The following is a 16,454-nucleotide window of genomic DNA, read 5'->3' as shown; positions in this document are numbered from 1 at the left end:
GCACGGTCAGTGCTGTGCACCGTGCACAGTACTCATGGCCAAACAGGGGGAAATGGCGGCAGAGGTGGTCGCAGTGCCCAATCGGGCACGAAAGCGGTGCAGCGGTGATACAAAATGGATCAGTCGAACAGCGTGGAGGTCGTCTCGCCACGATGGAAGGCGAATGCAGCCTCCAGATCACTTTCGATGGTGCGCCCTCGGGACAGCGGCGGCAGCTCATCGAGGCGGAAAAAGCCCACTTCAGTGGTCTCGAAACCCGCCATCGGCGCCGACTGATCCACCGGTTCACACAGGAAGTACAGCTTGTAGAAGTCCCGCACGTCCGGCCGATACAAGCCCTTGGCCTTGTGCGTGACGCTGTACAACGCCCGCGCTGTCACCGTCAGCCCGGCTTCCTCGCGAATCTCCTTGACGATATTTTCCGCCGCAGACAAGCCGATGTCGGCATACCCGCCCGGCAACGCCCAGCAGCCATCGGTCAATTCGCGCACCAGCAGAATCCGGTCGCCCTCAATGACCGCACCGCGCACGTCGATCATCGGCGTCGAATAGCGCTGGGCAAAGTCGGTGACCAACCCGGTGATACGCTCCAAGGGCACATTGCCCAATTGCGCGAGCATGCTGTGGGCAATCTCGGCAATTTCTTCCAGGCGCTCGCGTTCGAAATCATCGGTGCAAAAGTGCAGGCCCGTGGAGGCCAATGCCTGCAAGCGTTTGGCCTGGGCCAGCCAGGTGTTTTCCATGGTCACTCCTGCAGGTGCTTGGTCATGTACACCCGACGCAGGCCGTGTTCTTCGGCGCGGTGGGTCTCGACATAGCCACGCCGGGTGTACAGCGTGATGTTCTCGCTCATGGCTTCGTTGGTGTACAGGCGGATGGCGGCGAAGCCAGCGCCCAGCGCCTGTTGTTCGGCGAAAGCCATCAGCAACCGCCCGAAGCCCAGGCCCTGGGCGTCCGGGGCGACGGCGAGGTTATCCAGCAACAGCGCGCCGTCTGTGTCCCGCAGGACAATAAACCCCCGTACCCGCCCGGCATGCTCCAGCACATGCACGCCACCGGCTTCCACGTGCTGGTGATAATCCTCCAGCATCGGCCCGGGCTTGCGGCCGATCCGTTCGATGTATGGCGCGTAGGCTGCCTGGACGATAGCCTCGATAGCAGCAACATCATGGCTCGTGGCGGGGCGCATCATTGCAGCGGGCTCCTTGTGGGTAGGGAGCCATGACTGTAAGGGAGCCAGGCACAAAAAAACCACCGCAAGGGTAATGCCAGTCAGTTAAGCTGACTGGCATTTTTATTTCTGATTGGATACTTCGGTGATTTGAGCCGGATGGCTCGGGGATAAATACGCTCCTCTCGCCGATGAGGCAGGACATAGTGCGGCGCTGAAGCATGAAGCTCGGCCAGGTATTTGGGGATGTTCCCGGAGCGGTCGGCCGAGACGCTGTTGATAAACCCTAAAATTGCCCAGGTACAGGCGGTAAAGCTCATTTCACATGGGTAAATACCCGGGCAGTGACGGCTCATTTCTACCATCTGATAGCGCAACAGGTTGTAGCCCAGCAACACGCCCCATAGTTCCTGCTCGATCATCTCGGGCGTCCTGCTACGCAAGGTATAGCTGCTGTTGAGCAGCGTCTGTTTCATCTCCCGAAAGCCCAATTCGATCTCCCATCGCTGGCTGTACAGGTCGACGATTTCATCAGACGGGAAGCGCAGCGGGTCGATCATTGACGTCAGGATCTGACACACCTTGCCCTTGACGGTTTTGCTCAGCAGTCGCGCAATCAGGCGCTCGGGCAGTCCCGGCCATTGCTTGCGGGCCTGCGGCGAAGTGCTTAACGAGACCACTGCATCCTGACGGCCCAAACGCTGAACAACTTCGTACTGCGCACCTTTGCGCAGTGGCATCAGCCAATGGCGCTCGGTGCCTGCTTGCTGCCATTGGTGCAGCAATCCCAAGGAGTAGAAGCCGCGATCGAAGAGAGTCAACGAGTGATCGGGCGTGGTGTCGATCAGTTGTTCGGCCAGTTTCATTTCGTTGCTGCGATAGCCATCAAATGCACTGCCGATCAACATGTGACTCGTCAATTCCATCTGACAGACCATGCGTACCTGGGGGAAACCGGTGTCGCCGTGCTGGTTGCTGGCCGAATCGTAGCGCGCTCGATTTTCGGGGGTGTCAGGCGTTCGCCAGACGACACCGTCGACGCCCAACAAGCGCAAACCGGCCCAAGTCGGATGGTTAGCTGCTTCATGCCAACTTTTCTGAGTCAGGTCGAAGACCTGTCGTACGGCTTCGCTACCGAGTCTCTGACGTGCCTGGACTACAGCGCTGGGGGCCACTAACGGGCGTTGACCCGGCAGCATGATGTTCATGCGACTGACCACATCCCACGCTGACATGCGCCGGAAGAACGCCATGGAAATCACGCACCAGAGCATCATTTCCAGCGGCAAGCGTCGCTTGCGCAGCGTCGCCACACCGGCCTGTTCAAGCGCCTGCTCGACCAGAGAAGGATCGAGCAAGGAATCCAATCCCTCGATTGAGTTTGGAGTGGAAGCGAAGTTGTGGGTCAGTTCCAGTGCCCGAGCGAGACGCATAAAAAAATCCGATGCCAGTACAGGCATCGGATTTTGATTTCTTGCGGCCAAAGGTCAAGCGAGATGGCTTAACTGATCGGCATTAACCGCAAGGGTGGTTTTTTCATCGCGCCGGCTTATTCGCCGCGATAGATGCAGCCGCTGGTGCAGGTCTCGTGGATGCGGATCGCACTGAGCTCGGGCAGCAGGGGTTTCAATTCATTCCAGATCCACTTGGCCAGCACTTCGCTGGTGGGGTTTTCCAGGCCTGGGATGTCATTGAGGTAGTTGTGGTCGAGACGTTCATAGAGCGGCTTGAAGATCGCCTTGATCTCCGAGAAGTCGCGAATCCAGCCGGTATGGGGATCCAGGTCGCCGCTCAGGTGGATTGCCACCTTGAACGAATGCCCGTGCAGGCGCCCGCATTTGTGGCCTTCCGGTACGTGGGGCAGGCGGTGGGCGGATTCGAATGTAAATTCCTTGAAGATTTCCACAGTGTTTTCAGCTCGGTCGATGTCTGGCAGGCGGCGAGTTTAACAGCTTGATTCGTTGCTGCGCATACCGTCCCTCTGTAGGGGGCGGCTTGCGGGTGAAATGTTGATGGCAGGTGGCGAGGGGGCTTGCTGCCGCTGGCGGTCTGACAGCCGACCACAATCTAACGGTCACCCCGCGATCCAACTGTAGGAGCTGGCTTGCCAGCGATGGCGGGCTGGCAGCTGACCTGGATGTTGGATCTGACCGGGTACATATCCGTTACTTGGGTAACGGCTGCTATGGGTTCCGCCCTTACGGCGGGTCACTTTGGAAAAGCCCCAAAGTAACCAAAGGGCTCTTGCCCCAACACTCGGCACCTCGCTCACGCTCGGTGTGCCCGTAATCCGACAGGTATTTGGGGGGCCGCCGCCCCGCGCCATCCATGGCGCGGGGCGGCTAAACCGGCATCCCTGCCGGTTTACCCCCCAAATCCCTGTCGAATTCCGGCCAGCGTGTTTGACGGGGCGCCTAAGATCAAAAGCGAGATCAAGAGCAAGATCAAAAGCTAGATCAAGAGCGGCTCGCTTCGCATCGTGGTTAGTGGGGAGGCGGGGGTTACAGGGGCTGTAGGCGCTCGCCCAATTGGCCGTTATCGGCCAACGCCAGGAACTCGTCTCCCAGCCGCTGGCTCTCGCTCATCGCAGTCTGCCAGTATTTGTTGCGGCTGGGGTCGTCGCCCATGAAGCGCTTGAAGTCGCTGCGGTCCGGAAGTTTGCCGTGGGGCAGGCGGGCCAGGTAGTCCTTGGACGGCGCCAGCAGTAACACGTCCTGCAGGCCCTGTTGGTTGCTGCGCCGCCACGGCAGGCCTTTGTCGAACCAGCCGGGGATGACTCGATCGGTGAAGTGGGGGTACAGCACGATGTCATCGCCGTGGTAGGGCAGGTCGAGGTGGTAATCCAGCAGGCCGCCATCGCGGTAGGTACCGGCGCCGGCGCCCGGCAGGTCGCGCACGCCTTGCATTACCATGGGGATCGAGCCCGACGCCAGCAGTGCCTGGCGCAGGTTGCCCAGTGCCAGGGGCAGGAAGCGTGAAGGGAAGTCCTTTAACGGATGCACGGGCGGCGCCTGGCGCGGGTCGTGGATGATCAGGCGTTCGAAATGCCGCGACAGCCGCGCGCGGCCTCGCAGGTTGTCGGCGATCACCGACGACAGGCCCAGCCCGAGGCGTCCACGGTGGTCATCGGCAAGCAGGCCATGGCTCTTGACCACCATGATATTGAGGCGGTAGTCCGGGTTGTCCAGCACCCGTGCATCGCGGCCGGCCAGCAGGTCGTCGAGCATGCGCTGGCAGCTCTGGCTGACCTCGGCCATGGTCACGCCTTTGGCAAAGCGTTGTTCGTTGTACAAGCGGCCGAGGTCCAGCAGGCCTTGAACCGGGTCGGGCAGGCAGGCGCTGGCAAACCGCCAGGAGCCGATGGACGCGCCGATCAGCGCCCGTTCCCGTGGCGCGCGGGGCAGCCAGTCGCCGAACAGTGCCAGGTCCAGACCCTGGATGCCCAGCGCCTTGGGGCCACCGGCCGCGCCGGGCAGGATGCCGACATCGGCAGGCTTGAGGCCTTGCTCACGAATGCGCGCAAAGGCGCGTTTGCCGGCCTTGAGGGTCAGGGCGGGAAACTTGATGTGGATGGCTGTCATACCGGTCTCTGGTCGAGCGAGCGGGGCATTATAGAAAATCTCGTGGGCAGTGGGGAAAAAGGCCTTGGCGGAAATTGCCATGGTGGCAATTCAGTTTCAGTTAAGTTGCAGGGCGTACGGTGCCTGGCGTAGGAAAACATCCTGTAACGGAGACATATCATGAAGCGCCTCACCGCTCTGGTCGCCACCGGTATCATCGCCCTCACGGCGACCCAGGCCCGAGCCGTGGACCCCGACAAACCACTGATAGTGCCGGCCACTGTTACTATTGTCGCCTTTGACCAACTGGAAGCTGCGGCCCTGGCCCTGCACCCCGGTTCGACACTGCTGGATACCGACCTGGACGAGGCCTACGGCAAGTACGTCTACGAGGTCGAATTGGAAGATGCCCACGGCATCGAATGGGATGTTGAATTGGACGCGCTCACCGGGCAGGTTCTCAAGAATCATCAGGATACGTAATGAAGGTAAATTTACGCGCCGGCAGTCGCGTGGCGCTGGTGCTCATGGCATTTTGCTCCAGCCTGGCGGCCCGCGACCTCAACCAGGATGAAGCCTTGGCACTGCGCCAGCAGGGGGTGATCCTGCCGCTGGAGCAACTGTTGCAGCAGGCCATGGCGCGCTATCCCGGCTCGCGCCTGCTGGAGGCCGAGTTGGAAAAGAAGCACGGCCAATATGCCTATGAAGTGGAACTGGTGACCACCGAAGGCGTGGTGCGCGAGATCAAGCTGGACGCGACCACCGGTGTGTTGATCAAAGACGAGGAAGACTGATGCGCCTGCTTTTGGTGGAAGACAACGTACCCCTGGTCGATGAACTGCTGGCCGGTCTGCAGCGCCAGGGCTATGCCGTCGATTGGCTGGCCGACGGGCGAGACGCCGTGTACCAGGGCCGAAGCGAGCCCTACGACCTGATCATCCTCGACCTCGGCCTGCCGGGCCTGCCTGGGCTTGAGGTGCTGGCGCAATGGCGCGCCGCTGCGCTGACCACGCCGGTCCTGGTGCTCACCGCCCGCGATTCCTGGGCCGAGCGCATCGAAGGGCTCAAGGCCGGCGCCGACGATTACCTGGCCAAACCCTTTCACCCCGAGGAGCTGCACCTGCGCATCCAGGCGCTGTTGCGCCGTTCCCACGGCCAGGCAAACCAGCCCACGTTGCAAGCCGCGGGCCTGCACCTGGATGAAGGTCGCCAATGCGTGCTGCGCGACGGCGCGGAGATCCAGCTGACCGCCGCCGAATTCCGCCTGTTGCGCTATTTCATGCTGCACCCCGAACAAATCCTGTCAAAAAGCCACCTGGCCGAGCACCTGTACGACGGCGAGACCGAGCGCGACTCCAATGTGCTGGAAGTCCACGTCAACCACCTGCGTCGCAAGTTGGGCCGCAGCGTGATCGAGACCCGGCGCGGCCAGGGTTACCGGTTTGGCGCCAGCCCTGCATGAGGTCGATCCAGCGACGCCTGAGCCTGGGGCTGATCAGCGTGATGGTGATCGTCGGCGTGGTGTTGGCGCAAACCAGCCTGTGGCTGTTCGAAGCCGGTCTGCAGCGCTACCTGGAAGCCGGCTTGCGCAATGACGCCGAAAACCTGCTGGTGGCGCTGGTGCGCGGGCCCAACGGCGTGCAGCTGGATGAGCAGCGCCTGTCGCCGGCTTACCAACGGCCATTTTCCGGGCACTACTTCCGCATCGATTTTGCCGACACCCACTGGCGCTCGCGCTCGCTATGGGACCAGGAGCTGCCGCGCCTGCCCGAGGTCGGCCTGAAAGGCAACCTGCAACTGGGGCCCGAAGGCCAGCAACTGCTGGTGCTGCGTTCGGACTACAAGCGTTTCGGCCAGCCGATTTCCATCAGCGTGGCCCAGGACTACACCCCGGTGCGCGAAAGCTTCCGCCTGATGCGCCAGATCGGCCTGGTGCTGGGGCTGGCGGCACTGTTGCTGGTGCTGGTCCTGCAACGTGTGACCGTGCGCCGGGCCCTGCGCCCGCTGGAAACCGCGCGCAACCAGATTGCCCAGTTGCAACAGGGCCAGCGTTCGCAACTGGACACCCAGGTGCCCCTGGAGCTGGAGCCGCTGGTGGCGCAGATCAACCACCTGCTGGCCCACACCGAAGACAGCCTCAAGCGTTCGCGCAATGCCCTGGGCAACCTCGGCCATGCGCTCAAGACCCCATTGGCGGTGCTGTTGAGCGCGGCGTCGAGCGAAGCACTCAAGGATCGCCCAGAGCTGAGCACACTGCTGCGCGATCAATTGGAGCAAGTGCAGCAACGCCTCAACCGCGAGCTCAACCGCGCCCGCCTGGCCGGGGAAACCTTGCCGGGCGCGTTGTTCGACTGCGAAAAAGAACTGCCCGGCCTGCTCGCTACCCTGAACATGATCCACGGTGAACACCTGGACCTGAGCTACCACGCCGCTCCCGGCCTGCAACTGCCTTGGGACCGAGAGGATTTGCTGGAACTGCTCGGTAATCTTTTGGATAACGCCTGTAAATGGGCGGATGCCGATGTGCGTCTGACCGTCACTGAGGCTGAGCGCAGCTACCTGTTGGCGGTGGAAGACGATGGCCCCGGCATTCCTGAAAGTCAGCGCGACCAAGTGTTCAGCCGTGGCGCGCGCCTGGATGAGCAGATTGACGGGCATGGTCTGGGGTTGGGGATCGTGCGGGATATTGTCGAGGTGTGGGGCGGGGTGTTGCAGTTGCAGGAAAGTGAGTTGGGTGGCCTCAACGTGCTGATTGAATTGCCCAAGCGCTGATGCAAAAACTGTGGGGGCCGGCTCGACGGCGATGGCGGCCTCACAGCCGACCACAATCTAACTGTCCCCCCGCGATCTAACTGTAGGAGCCGGCTTGCCGGCGATGGCATCAACCGGGTGCTTGATGGAGCGAGTTCTCTGCATCGCTGCGGTGCGGCGAGCCTTTTACAAACCATGAGCGAACGCCGGGCGGGTAGGTGTGAACTACTTGTGCATGGCCCATGGCAACCGGGAGAGGGGCAAGCTGTGGCCTTCCCATTTTTCCCGAGGCCTAGCCCATGCACTATGGTGCCCCCGTATCCACCGCGTTGACGCGTTTGGTGGACGCCCGCGATACCCCCTTACAAACCCGGCTGGCACGCCGTCTGGAAATCTTGAGCATCCAGTTGCTGGAACCGCTGGAGTCGCAACCGGGGTTCCATGTCTTCGTGCAGGCTGAGTTCGACCGGACGTTCAGTGATTTGGAGGAACCTGTCGACCTGTGCACCACGTTTATCAAGTCGGTCGCTAAAGTGCCGCCGAGCGCTGAGCCAGTTCCCACCCATGCGCCTGAAGCGGTGCCCCAGGGCCTGCTGGATAATATTCTGGTGCTGTGGCCCACGTTGATGGATGCGGTGGTGACGCGCCTGGCCGCCAAGGCGCCAGCGGACTACGCCAGCGCTGAAACCAGTCTGCATCGAGCGGCGGCGGATCAAGAGGGCCTGGTGCCGGTTTCTGGTCTGGACATCGCCGCGTTCGACCGCTTCCTCGACACCTTGGCCGAGGGGTTTCTCGGCGCGTTCAAACAGTTTCATGAGCGCTACTGGCAAGCGCCGCTCAGTGCCACGGATTCGCGTTCGCGCAAGCAGTGGCTGGTGCAAAAACGCGTGGAAATGCTCAAGGTCGAGGTCCAACTGCTCAAGGCCGATGGGGTACTGGCCCTGTCTGACGAGTTGCTGTTCGACCTCGTGACACGTCATCCCGATGCTGTGTCCAGGCAGCGTCTCGACGGGTATCGGCCGTGTGTCTACGGTGTGGCCATCAAGGACGAGCCAGGGGGGGATATTCCACTGTAAGGAGCGTTTGTCATCACGACCCGCGATCAGGATGACGACAAGGTGTTGCCCGTGGACGCCGTCAAGCCACCCCAGGTGCGCCCGGTTGAGTCACAGGCCAACGTGGGCGCCGTGCTGTTGTATCTGCCGGGCAGTGGCGTTGAAGGGTTCGATTCCTTGGCCAGCCTCGATCGAGAACTGCACCGACGTTTGCACAACAGTGCCGAGTCCAGCGATCTGCTTGCGCTGATAGCTTACAAGGACCAGGCGCACGGCTTGGCGATGGCTGAGCAGCCGGCTCGACAGGACCGTATTCGCTATCAGGAACGGTTGGAGTCAGTCTTCCTCTACAGCCTCGATGCGCTTTTTGAAAAGGCTCAGCATGACGTCGCTGACATGCTCGTGCGTTACCAGGACCCCGATAGTGGTGCCGAGATCGGCGACCTGCCACAGAGCCTGGAGCAGTTGGTGAGCGTGCGAGATACGTTCGGGGCTTCCAGCACCCTCATGGCCCGTTTGCAGAAACGGACCCAGGTGCAGATCAAGGACTTTCTCAAGGGGGCGCTCCCCGCCGACGTGCAGGCGTGGGAAGCTGCGACGCGCGCCTATTGCGATGCGTTGGTGAGTCTGTCCGAAGTGGACGGCTTGCCCGACCTGGTGCAGTTCAGTGACCCGGCGAAACTCCTGGAATACAGCAACACGCAAGTGCGCATCGTCCTGGAGGCCGAGCATGGCCTGACGGTGAACCCCGATCACATCATGGTCCACACCAAGGACTATGCGCCTCGGCAACCAGGCAGTTTTATTCCGGGCGCCAAGCCGCAGCCTGCGCCCCCGGGGACCCAGGTGTTCACGCTACACAAACGCTCGCTGACGGCGTTGGCCTTGGAAAATGTCAGCGGCCTGGAAGCCAAGTTTGCGGAGTATTCCGAGTTGACCGGGCAGGACGGCGAGCCCTATTCGGCCCTCACCACTGCACAGGTCAAAGCACTGGTGCGCAAGGTCAATATCGGCGACAGCTATGAGCGATTCTTGAAGGACCGCCTGGTGACGTCGTCCACGGCGCTTGCTGACCAATTGCACTATGTACAGCTGATGCAGTTGCAACTGCGGGCCGATGCCCTCGAAGCCAAAATGGCCGGCGATTTCCTGCCGGATCGTGCGGACCGTGGCTATCAATGGGTGATGAGCGTACTCGACTGCCCTGAAGATACCGACCAGCGGCGACAGGTCGAAGGGCACCGGATACTGGTGCAAGGCTTGAAGCTGCGGGGTGAGCGGGTGCGCGGAGTGCTTGTGTTCTCTTCGGCGTCCGCGAGCGTGTCGAACAAGGTGGTGTACACCGCCCAGGCGCCAGGGGGGCGCCGGTTCCACGAATACCCGGACACCTCGGCCCTATACCGCGACTTTATCAACCACAGTGCCTGGCGTGACTATTTGGTCGAGCGGGTTGCGCTGAGTGCGCGCCCACTCCTTCGCACCACCTTGCGCGGTCGAGTGAGTGCCGCGTTGATCATGCTGGAAAGAATTGCCGGTAACGTCCTGGAGGAGGCCTATCAACTGGAGGCGTCTGCCGTGATCAATCAGGCCGGCATGCAAACGACGAGCACCCAGGAAACCAACTGGGAAACCGCCTCGACGCTGCTGACGCTGGGCCTGGATGTCGTGTCTGTGGTGCTACCGATCAAGATCATGTTGCCGATCGGCCTGGCCCGCTGCGCGTTGTCGGTAATCAGTGCGGTAGAGGCCGCGCAGGCCGGGGACCGGGCAGGTGCCGCGCATTACGTGGTGCGCTCCATCGGCGAGCTGTTGGGGGCGGTGCTGGATGGCGCAATAGGCACTGCTTCCATACGCCGCCCCACTCCGGCCGGACTGGGGCTGAGCGCCAAGAAGGCGCTGGCGAAAAAGCCCGGCGGCGTCACGCCGCTCGACGGTTGGGAAGGCCAGGGGGTTTTTACCCGCAACGACCCGGTGTCCGGCGCCGCCCAGCATTTTCTCGAGGACAAGGGGCATTGGTATTCGATCTTCAGGGACAACGACAACACAGTGTGGCGGGTCAGGGATGCGCGAAAGCCTCACGCCTATCACCACGAGGCTATCCGCAGAAACAGCCAGGGCGCCTGGGAGGTTCGTTCACCTGCGCGGGGCTTGCGCGGTGGTGCGCCTGATCCAACCCCGGCCGAAGCGGCACTCATGGCACTGTACCCAGCGATGAGTCAAGCCGAGGCTCGGCGGGCATTTGATCTGTTCGCTTTCCCGCAGGGTGCTCGGCCCAACCTGGAAATGGTGCTAGTCCATCAACTGCGCACCACCGGCAGGGTTTCGGACGACTTCGTCAGGTTGTACCTCAACATCACTTCCCAGCAGTTTGTCGAGAGCTTGAGTGGGCTGCACGGACACACATCATCGGTTGCAGTGCCACTCGAGCCAACGCCGGGGCCTAGTCGCGCAAGCGTTATCGTGCCGCGTGAGCGTCCGGCACCCGAACCAACGCCGGGTCCCAGTCGGGGGAGCGTAATCGTACTCCGTGAACGTCCGGCAGCCACTCCCGAAAGCCCTTCCCATCAGCGCGTCGTGGGGTGGGCACAGGCCCTGGCGCCGGATGATCTGCAATTGATGCTCTCGCGGCCTAGAAGCGCGCGCCGTGCCGGTGCTGAGTCTGGGCAGGCGGCGACGGAATACATTGAAATAGATGGCTCATACTACCGGACCTTGCCCGATTCCAACGCTTCACGCACGGATGTGTTGGTTACCCCTTCTGAAGGGGTGCCGAGAACGTTTGCTCAATGGGAGCGGCTGTTGCGCCTGCAGCCACTCAACCAGCCGAGGGTCGCGGTATGGGTGAGTGACATTCGCCGATGGCAGGTCGTCTTGAACCTGCCTTTTAGCGGGCCAATGACGCCCTATCTCATGCGAGTATTTCGACAATTCACGCAACGTAGCATTACAAGCCTGGCCACGGCCTTGTTCGACCACGCCAACCCTCACGGCCTGACCGTTGGCGGGCACAGGCAGATGGCGAACATTCTGCAGGATTGGTCGACCTGGGAACGCGCCGGCGTACCGATGTTGGGGGACCCGTTGCAATTGATGACCCGGTTGCCACGCAGTAGGAATTCAAGCTGGTTTTTACGCGAGTTGCTGGGGCAGTTCTCGATCCTCTGGTTCCGGATTGATCGTATTCAGCGCACGTTGGTCGACAGCGTCCTGCGATCGCCCTCGGCCCACAGCATGCGGGCGATGATGCGGACGTTGCTCAACCGCAGCCGCTATGAAACCTTCGAAATGCCTGCCTCCAATGAACTGCTGTTCAGGCGACCGGGGCAAGACACTCTGTACTGGCTGACCCTGCATCTCCTCCAGAGTGAGCACATGCCGAGTATCGCCACCGCACCGCCGAGCCAGTGGGCGTTGCGGGGCAACCTGCCTGGGAACCTGCGCCCGATGCTCACTCGGGCGATCAATTCGGGGAACCTGGTGCAATTGGTCGGCGGCTTGCAGATGCTGGAGGGGCTGGTGGTCAGGCCGTTTATCTTCAGGCCTTGAGCCCCACCCCAGCGGGTTGTGCCGTGCCTATCTTGCGCAATAACGGCAACACCTGCGCACCCACATGAATCGCCTCTTCCAGATGGGGGAAACCGGACAGGATGAAACTGTCCACCCCCAGCTGGTGATACTCCTCTATCCGTTCCGCTACCCGCGCATAACTGCCCACCAGCGCGGTGCCGGCGCCGCCGCGTACCAGGCTCACACCTGCCCACAAGTTGGCTGAGACTTCCAGCTCCCGTGCGCCGCGCCCTCGGCCTTGCATCAGTTGTGTCTGGCGGCTCTGGCCCACCGATTCATACGCCGCCATCTGTCGTTGCGTGGCGAACCGTTGGCACTGCGCCCCAACCGCACCTTGAGCATCGCCCACCACGTGGGCACCACTCAAGCCGACACCGTGGTGTTCTTCTGCCATGGCGCTGGCGGCAACAAAGACCAATGGCGCCCGCTATGGCAGGCCCTCAAGGCCGAGGGCTACAGCCTGGTGGCCAGGCCCTGGCAGGGCAATTGCCGAATGCAGAGTTCCAGGTGCTGGAAGCCTGCGGTCACCAGTTGATGCTGGAGAGACCGGACGCCGTGCTGAAAGCATTCAACACACTGCAGACAAGGGTCTTATAACTCAAAATATTTTTGCTATGCGATTCAGCTATTGGATTGTTGATGAGGTAATGCATTTAATTCGGGACCTAACTCATTGTTGTTCGGAATAAATCAGCGCCCTGGCGCGTTGTAATGAGTCATCGTTCCGCCTTAGAGATCAGCCATGAGCAACCCCGAGCCCTTGGTCCGCCTGCGTGACCTGTGCAAGACCTTTGGTGCCCAACGGGCCCTCGATCAGGTCAGCCTGGATATTTACCCGGGCGAGGGCGTGGCGTTGCTGGGTGCCAAGGGGGCGGGCAAATCGACCCTGGTGCGCATCCTCAGTGGCACCCTGGTGCCGGATGCTGGTGAGTTGTGGGTCGATGGGCAACGCCAACGTTTTACCTCACCGTTATCGGCGCGCCGAGTCGGCATCGTCGCCGTGCACCAATGCCCTGACGACGCCATCGCCCCCGGCCTGAGTGTGGCCGAGAACCTGTTGCTCGATGAGCTGGGGCAGCCTGACGCAGACTTCCTGCTCAACCGCAAAAGCCTGCTGCAACGCGCCGAAGCCATTGCCGCCGGGCTGGGCCTGGACCTGCCGCTGCAGCACCCGGTCGAACGCCTCAACCCGGCGGACCGTCAATTGCTGGTACTGGCCCGCGCCTTTGCGCAACTGCCCAGGTTGCTGATCCTCGACGAACCCACCGCCGCCCTCTCGGAAGCCGACGCCGAACGCCTGCTGGGCCTGATCGACAGCCAGCGCGCACGGGGCGTGGCCATCCTCTACATCTCGCAGCGCCTGTCCGACCTGCAACGGGTCACCAACCGTGCGATTGTGTTGCAGGAGGGCCGGCTGACCAGCGACCTCAATACCCGGCACTTGCCGAGTGCGGCGTACACCTTGTTTGGCGACAGGGCCGAGCAGCCAGCGGTGACGCCCGACAAGGCATTGCCGGTGCCGTTTCTGGAACGCTTCACCCGGGCCGGGTTCATCCGCAACCGGGCGGAGGGGCGGGCGGTGCAGGAACAGGTGGCGGGGTTGGCCAGCAGCGTCGCGCCCGTTGACGTGACGGACCCGGCCAAGACCACGCCGCGCTGATCTCAAGGCAATTGCGGGTACACAATCAGCTCCAGATAGCCCTTGTAATAGCGCTTGCCACCTGGCGGTAATTGCCCCGCCTCGCGCATTTCACTGGTGCTGTTGACCCGCATCAGCACGCCCACCGAGCCACGCTGGCGGGCGGCCTTGAGCCAGGCCTGGACCGCTTCCAATTCCACTTTGCGATGTGCCGAACCCGCGTATTGCAAGCCATAGCGCAGCTCGCCCTCGGTGTCATACAGCGCCACGTCGGAACGATTCAGGCGCCAGGCCAGGGCGCTGGCACTCTCCAATTCATTGCTCAGCAGCGCTTGAGTCTGCTGCAGTTCCTCCAGGTGTTCGAGCACGAACTGGTCGGGCATTTCGTTATCGGCGATCCAGGCGGGCATGCTCGCCGGCAGCAATATCACCAGCAGGCCGATGCCCAGGGCGGGCATGGCCCACAGCGTCAACGGGCGGAACGCTTGCAGCAGGTTGGCGAGGATCCACACCAGCAACACGATAAAGGCCAGGGACAGGCTGAACATCTCGGCGTGGCTGTTGCTGTACAACGGCCGGGCGATTTGCAGGTAGATCAGGCCGATCATGGCGGCCATGCCGATCACGAAGTTGAGCAGGCCATTGAGGCAGATCGTGCGGGCTTTGTGCCGGTTGATCAGGTCCGTCAGGGTGTGCCCCATCAACAGCGCGAGGGGCAGCAGGCACGGCATGATGTAGGTCGGCAACTTGCCGTTGCTCAGGCTGAAGAAGCCCAGCGGCAGCAGCAGCCACAGGGCCAGGAAGGCGATGGCCGGCTGGCGCTTTTGCTGCCAGGTCGTGCGCAGGGTGCTGGGCAACAGCCCGGCCCAGGGCAGGCATGACACAGCAATGATCGGCAGGAAGAACCACCACGGCCGCACGTGTTGCGCGTTGTCGGCGCTGAAGCGGCGAATGTGTTCATTCCAGAAAAAGAAGCGCCAGAAGTCCGGTTCCTGGAGGTGGATCGCCAGTGCCCACGGCAGGCACACCACGACCGCTACCAGTATCGCCAGCGGGCCGTAGCGCAGCAGTTCGCCCAGGCGGCGTTGCCAGAGCATGTAGGGCAGGGCAATCAGCACCGGCAGCACCCAGGCCAGGAAACCCTTGGTCAAGAAACCCAACGCACAGGCCAACCCCACCACGGCCCAGGCCCACAAGCGGCCGCGTAGGGTGGTGCTGTCGAGGGCAAACCACAGGGCCACCAGGCTCAGGTTGACCCACAGGGTGAAAAGCGGGTCCAGGTTGGAATAGCCTGCTTGGCCAGCCACCAGGCCGAAGCTCAGGTAGAGCAGGGCGCAGGCGAAGCTTTTGCGCGGGTCATTCCACAGGCGACGGGCGATCAGGTAGGCGAGCAGCACGCTCAGGCCGGTGGTCAGCGCCGAGGCGATGCGTACACCGAACAGGTTCTGGCCAAACACCGCCTGGCCGAGGGCGATCAACCAGTAGCCGCCGGCAGGCTTTTCAAAATAACGGATCCCCATGAAGTGCGGCGCGATCCAATTGCCGCTCTGGAGCATTTCCTGGCTGATCTGCGCGTAGCGGGTCTCGTCGGGTATCCACAAGCCGTGCAGGCCCAGGGGCAGCAGGTAGAACGCGACAAAGGCCAGCAGTAAGACCGGCAGCGGTTTTAATCGAGTCATGCAAACGTCGCTCCCTGACGTTTAGTGGAAGAAGTTTGAACTAATAAAGTCGTAGAAGAAAAAGTCACAACGGTCACTGAATTGCAGGAAATATTCATGACGTCCTTAGTTAAAAGGCGCAACTAAACATGCCAGAGCAGGGCTGTCTTTTTGCTGAACAAACGGACAGGAAAGTGACTAGAGTTGTTTTAACGCGGCGGGCCAATCCGGGTTGTTGACGATGCCCAGGGTCTTGAATTTACCGTGGGGCAATACCTGCACGAACAGCGCGCTGCCGTATTGGGGGAAGGCGGCGTGGGGGAAGCCCAGGCTGTTTTCGAAGTCGGCAATGCAACCGCTGTGGGTGACGAACACCAGGTTGCGTCCGGGGGTTTTGTGGCTGAGCAATTCCTCACCCATGGCCGCGCCGCAGACGGCTTGCTGGCCGGAGGTCAACTCGTTTTTGCCGAACATGAAGCGCAGGGTCTGGGCGGTGCGGATGGCGGGGCTGGCCAGTACGTCGCTGCCCTCCATACCCAATGTTTTAAAGGCTTTGCCGAGGATCTCGGCCTGCTGGCTGCCGTGGATCGTCAGGCCTTCCACCGGGCCCAGGCATGGGTTGGTCGAGCGGTCGCAACGCTCTTCGTGGCGCACCAGCACGATCAAATCGCCGTCGCGCCAGAGGGGCAGCACGTGGGAGGTCAGCAGGCGATTGCCGACGCCCAGGTCCTTGGGTGAAGCGTGCCAGAGCAGGCTGGCGGCGAGCAGCAACGCCACCACCAGCATTCCCAGCCACAGCCGTTGCAGGCGCTTGATAAAGGCCCATCGCGAGCGCGGTTTGGTCAGGGTAAGGTCAACCACTTCATTCACCATGGGCAGTGTTGGCAATCTTGTATTAATTAGGCGCAACGGGTTGGCGAATGCCGCAGTGAGGCTGGAGGCTGTCACACGCCGGCTGTCTTTTCGCTGAACATGTTGCGGTTAAAAAGTTGTCAGGCGAGGCAACTAACAAGTTGCCGACGAATGACCCATGGCGGGTAATTTAAAGAGGCG

General features: G+C 61.8%; 15 protein-coding genes and 1 pseudogene. 8 read left to right on the top strand and 8 right to left on the bottom strand.

The features are described 5' to 3' along the window. Positions 1–119 precede the first annotated feature (119 nt). The 5 genes from AC0IYN_RS30185 to AC0IYN_RS30165 all read right to left on the bottom strand — a co-directional run bounded on the left by AC0IYN_RS30185 (position 120) and on the right by AC0IYN_RS30165 (position 4,752). Positions 120–743 carry an NUDIX hydrolase gene (locus AC0IYN_RS30185; protein ID WP_078047776.1) on the bottom strand — a complete coding sequence of 208 codons (624 nt, stop codon included), beginning with the start codon at positions 741–743 and terminating at the stop codon, positions 120–122. Between the two features lie 2 nt (positions 744–745). After that, positions 746–1,192, bottom strand: a complete 447-nt coding sequence (locus AC0IYN_RS30180) for a GNAT family N-acetyltransferase (RefSeq protein ID WP_406597888.1) — start codon at positions 1,190–1,192, stop codon at positions 746–748. 80 nt (positions 1,193–1,272) lie between these two features. Continuing rightward, positions 1,273–2,604, bottom strand: coding sequence for an IS4 family transposase (locus AC0IYN_RS30175; protein WP_457240583.1), 1,332 nt, complete (start codon positions 2,602–2,604; stop codon positions 1,273–1,275). 116 nt (positions 2,605–2,720) lie between these two features. Next, positions 2,721–3,077 (bottom strand): 6-carboxytetrahydropterin synthase QueD, encoded by a 357-nt coding sequence (queD, locus tag AC0IYN_RS30170; protein WP_003190259.1) that lies wholly within the window; start codon positions 3,075–3,077, stop codon positions 2,721–2,723. A 595-nt stretch (positions 3,078–3,672) separates the two neighbouring features. Further along, positions 3,673–4,752, bottom strand: coding sequence for a patatin-like phospholipase family protein (locus AC0IYN_RS30165; RefSeq protein WP_406597887.1), 1,080 nt, complete (start codon positions 4,750–4,752; stop codon positions 3,673–3,675). A 159-nt stretch (positions 4,753–4,911) separates the two neighbouring features. On the opposite strand from AC0IYN_RS30165, the gene AC0IYN_RS30160 reads away from it, so the two are divergent. The 6 genes from AC0IYN_RS30160 (at position 4,912) to AC0IYN_RS30135 (ending at position 12,083) form a co-directional block, all read left to right on the top strand. Beyond that, on the top strand, positions 4,912–5,214 hold the full coding sequence (locus tag AC0IYN_RS30160; RefSeq protein ID WP_078047779.1) for a PepSY domain-containing protein: 303 nt from the start codon (positions 4,912–4,914) through the stop codon (positions 5,212–5,214). Next, positions 5,214–5,525, top strand: coding sequence for a PepSY domain-containing protein (locus AC0IYN_RS30155; RefSeq protein ID WP_078047780.1), 312 nt, complete (start codon positions 5,214–5,216; stop codon positions 5,523–5,525). The genes AC0IYN_RS30160 and AC0IYN_RS30155 overlap by 1 nt, the downstream gene beginning before the upstream one ends. Further along, entirely contained in the window at positions 5,525–6,193 is a 669-nt protein-coding gene (locus AC0IYN_RS30150; protein WP_078047781.1) for a response regulator transcription factor, read from the top strand. Before AC0IYN_RS30155 ends, AC0IYN_RS30150 begins: the two co-directional genes overlap by 1 nt. Then, entirely contained in the window at positions 6,190–7,503 is a 1,314-nt protein-coding gene (locus AC0IYN_RS30145) for a sensor histidine kinase (RefSeq protein ID WP_406597886.1), read from the top strand. Before AC0IYN_RS30150 ends, AC0IYN_RS30145 begins: the two co-directional genes overlap by 4 nt. A gap of 278 nt (positions 7,504–7,781) precedes the next feature. Continuing rightward, a complete protein-coding gene (locus AC0IYN_RS30140; RefSeq protein ID WP_471844678.1) occupies positions 7,782–8,558 on the top strand; it encodes a hypothetical protein in 777 nt (258 codons plus the stop codon). A gap of 51 nt (positions 8,559–8,609) precedes the next feature. Then, complete coding sequence (locus AC0IYN_RS30135) at positions 8,610–12,083, top strand: dermonecrotic toxin domain-containing protein (RefSeq protein ID WP_471844676.1); 3,474 nt, start codon at positions 8,610–8,612, stop codon at positions 12,081–12,083. Here AC0IYN_RS30135 and AC0IYN_RS30130 read toward each other — a convergent pair. Then, positions 12,073–12,402: pseudogene (locus tag AC0IYN_RS30130) on the bottom strand (alkanesulfonate monooxygenase); the annotation flags it as partial. The gene AC0IYN_RS30135 and the pseudogene AC0IYN_RS30130 overlap by 11 nt on opposite strands. Before the next feature lie 12 nt (positions 12,403–12,414). On the opposite strand from AC0IYN_RS30130, the gene AC0IYN_RS30125 reads away from it, so the two are divergent. Together AC0IYN_RS30125 and AC0IYN_RS30120 are read left to right on the top strand one after the other, a co-directional pair. Continuing rightward, on the top strand, positions 12,415–12,639 hold the full coding sequence (locus AC0IYN_RS30125) for a hypothetical protein (protein ID WP_457267502.1): 225 nt from the start codon (positions 12,415–12,417) through the stop codon (positions 12,637–12,639). Between the two features lie 207 nt (positions 12,640–12,846). Then, positions 12,847–13,764 carry an ATP-binding cassette domain-containing protein gene (locus AC0IYN_RS30120; RefSeq protein ID WP_406597883.1) on the top strand — a complete coding sequence of 306 codons (918 nt, stop codon included), beginning with the start codon at positions 12,847–12,849 and terminating at the stop codon, positions 13,762–13,764. 2 nt (positions 13,765–13,766) lie between these two features. On the opposite strand, the gene arnT is transcribed toward AC0IYN_RS30120, so the two are convergent. Together arnT and pmrG are read right to left on the bottom strand one after the other, a co-directional pair. After that, the gene (gene arnT / locus AC0IYN_RS30115; RefSeq protein WP_457239915.1) at positions 13,767–15,422 is read right to left on the bottom strand and encodes a lipid IV(A) 4-amino-4-deoxy-L-arabinosyltransferase; all 1,656 of its coding nucleotides are present in this window, start codon (positions 15,420–15,422) and stop codon (positions 13,767–13,769) included. Positions 15,423–15,599: 177 nt separating this feature from the next. Continuing rightward, complete coding sequence (gene pmrG, locus AC0IYN_RS30110) at positions 15,600–16,274, bottom strand: lipopolysaccharide core heptose(II)-phosphate phosphatase PmrG (RefSeq protein ID WP_406597940.1); 675 nt, start codon at positions 16,272–16,274, stop codon at positions 15,600–15,602. Positions 16,275–16,454 lie beyond the last annotated feature (180 nt).

Source organism: Pseudomonas sp. AC112 (genome assembly GCF_979253545.1).
The sequence above is the reverse complement of the archived record's forward strand: the minus strand, read 5'-3'. Positions and strand labels throughout refer to the sequence as shown.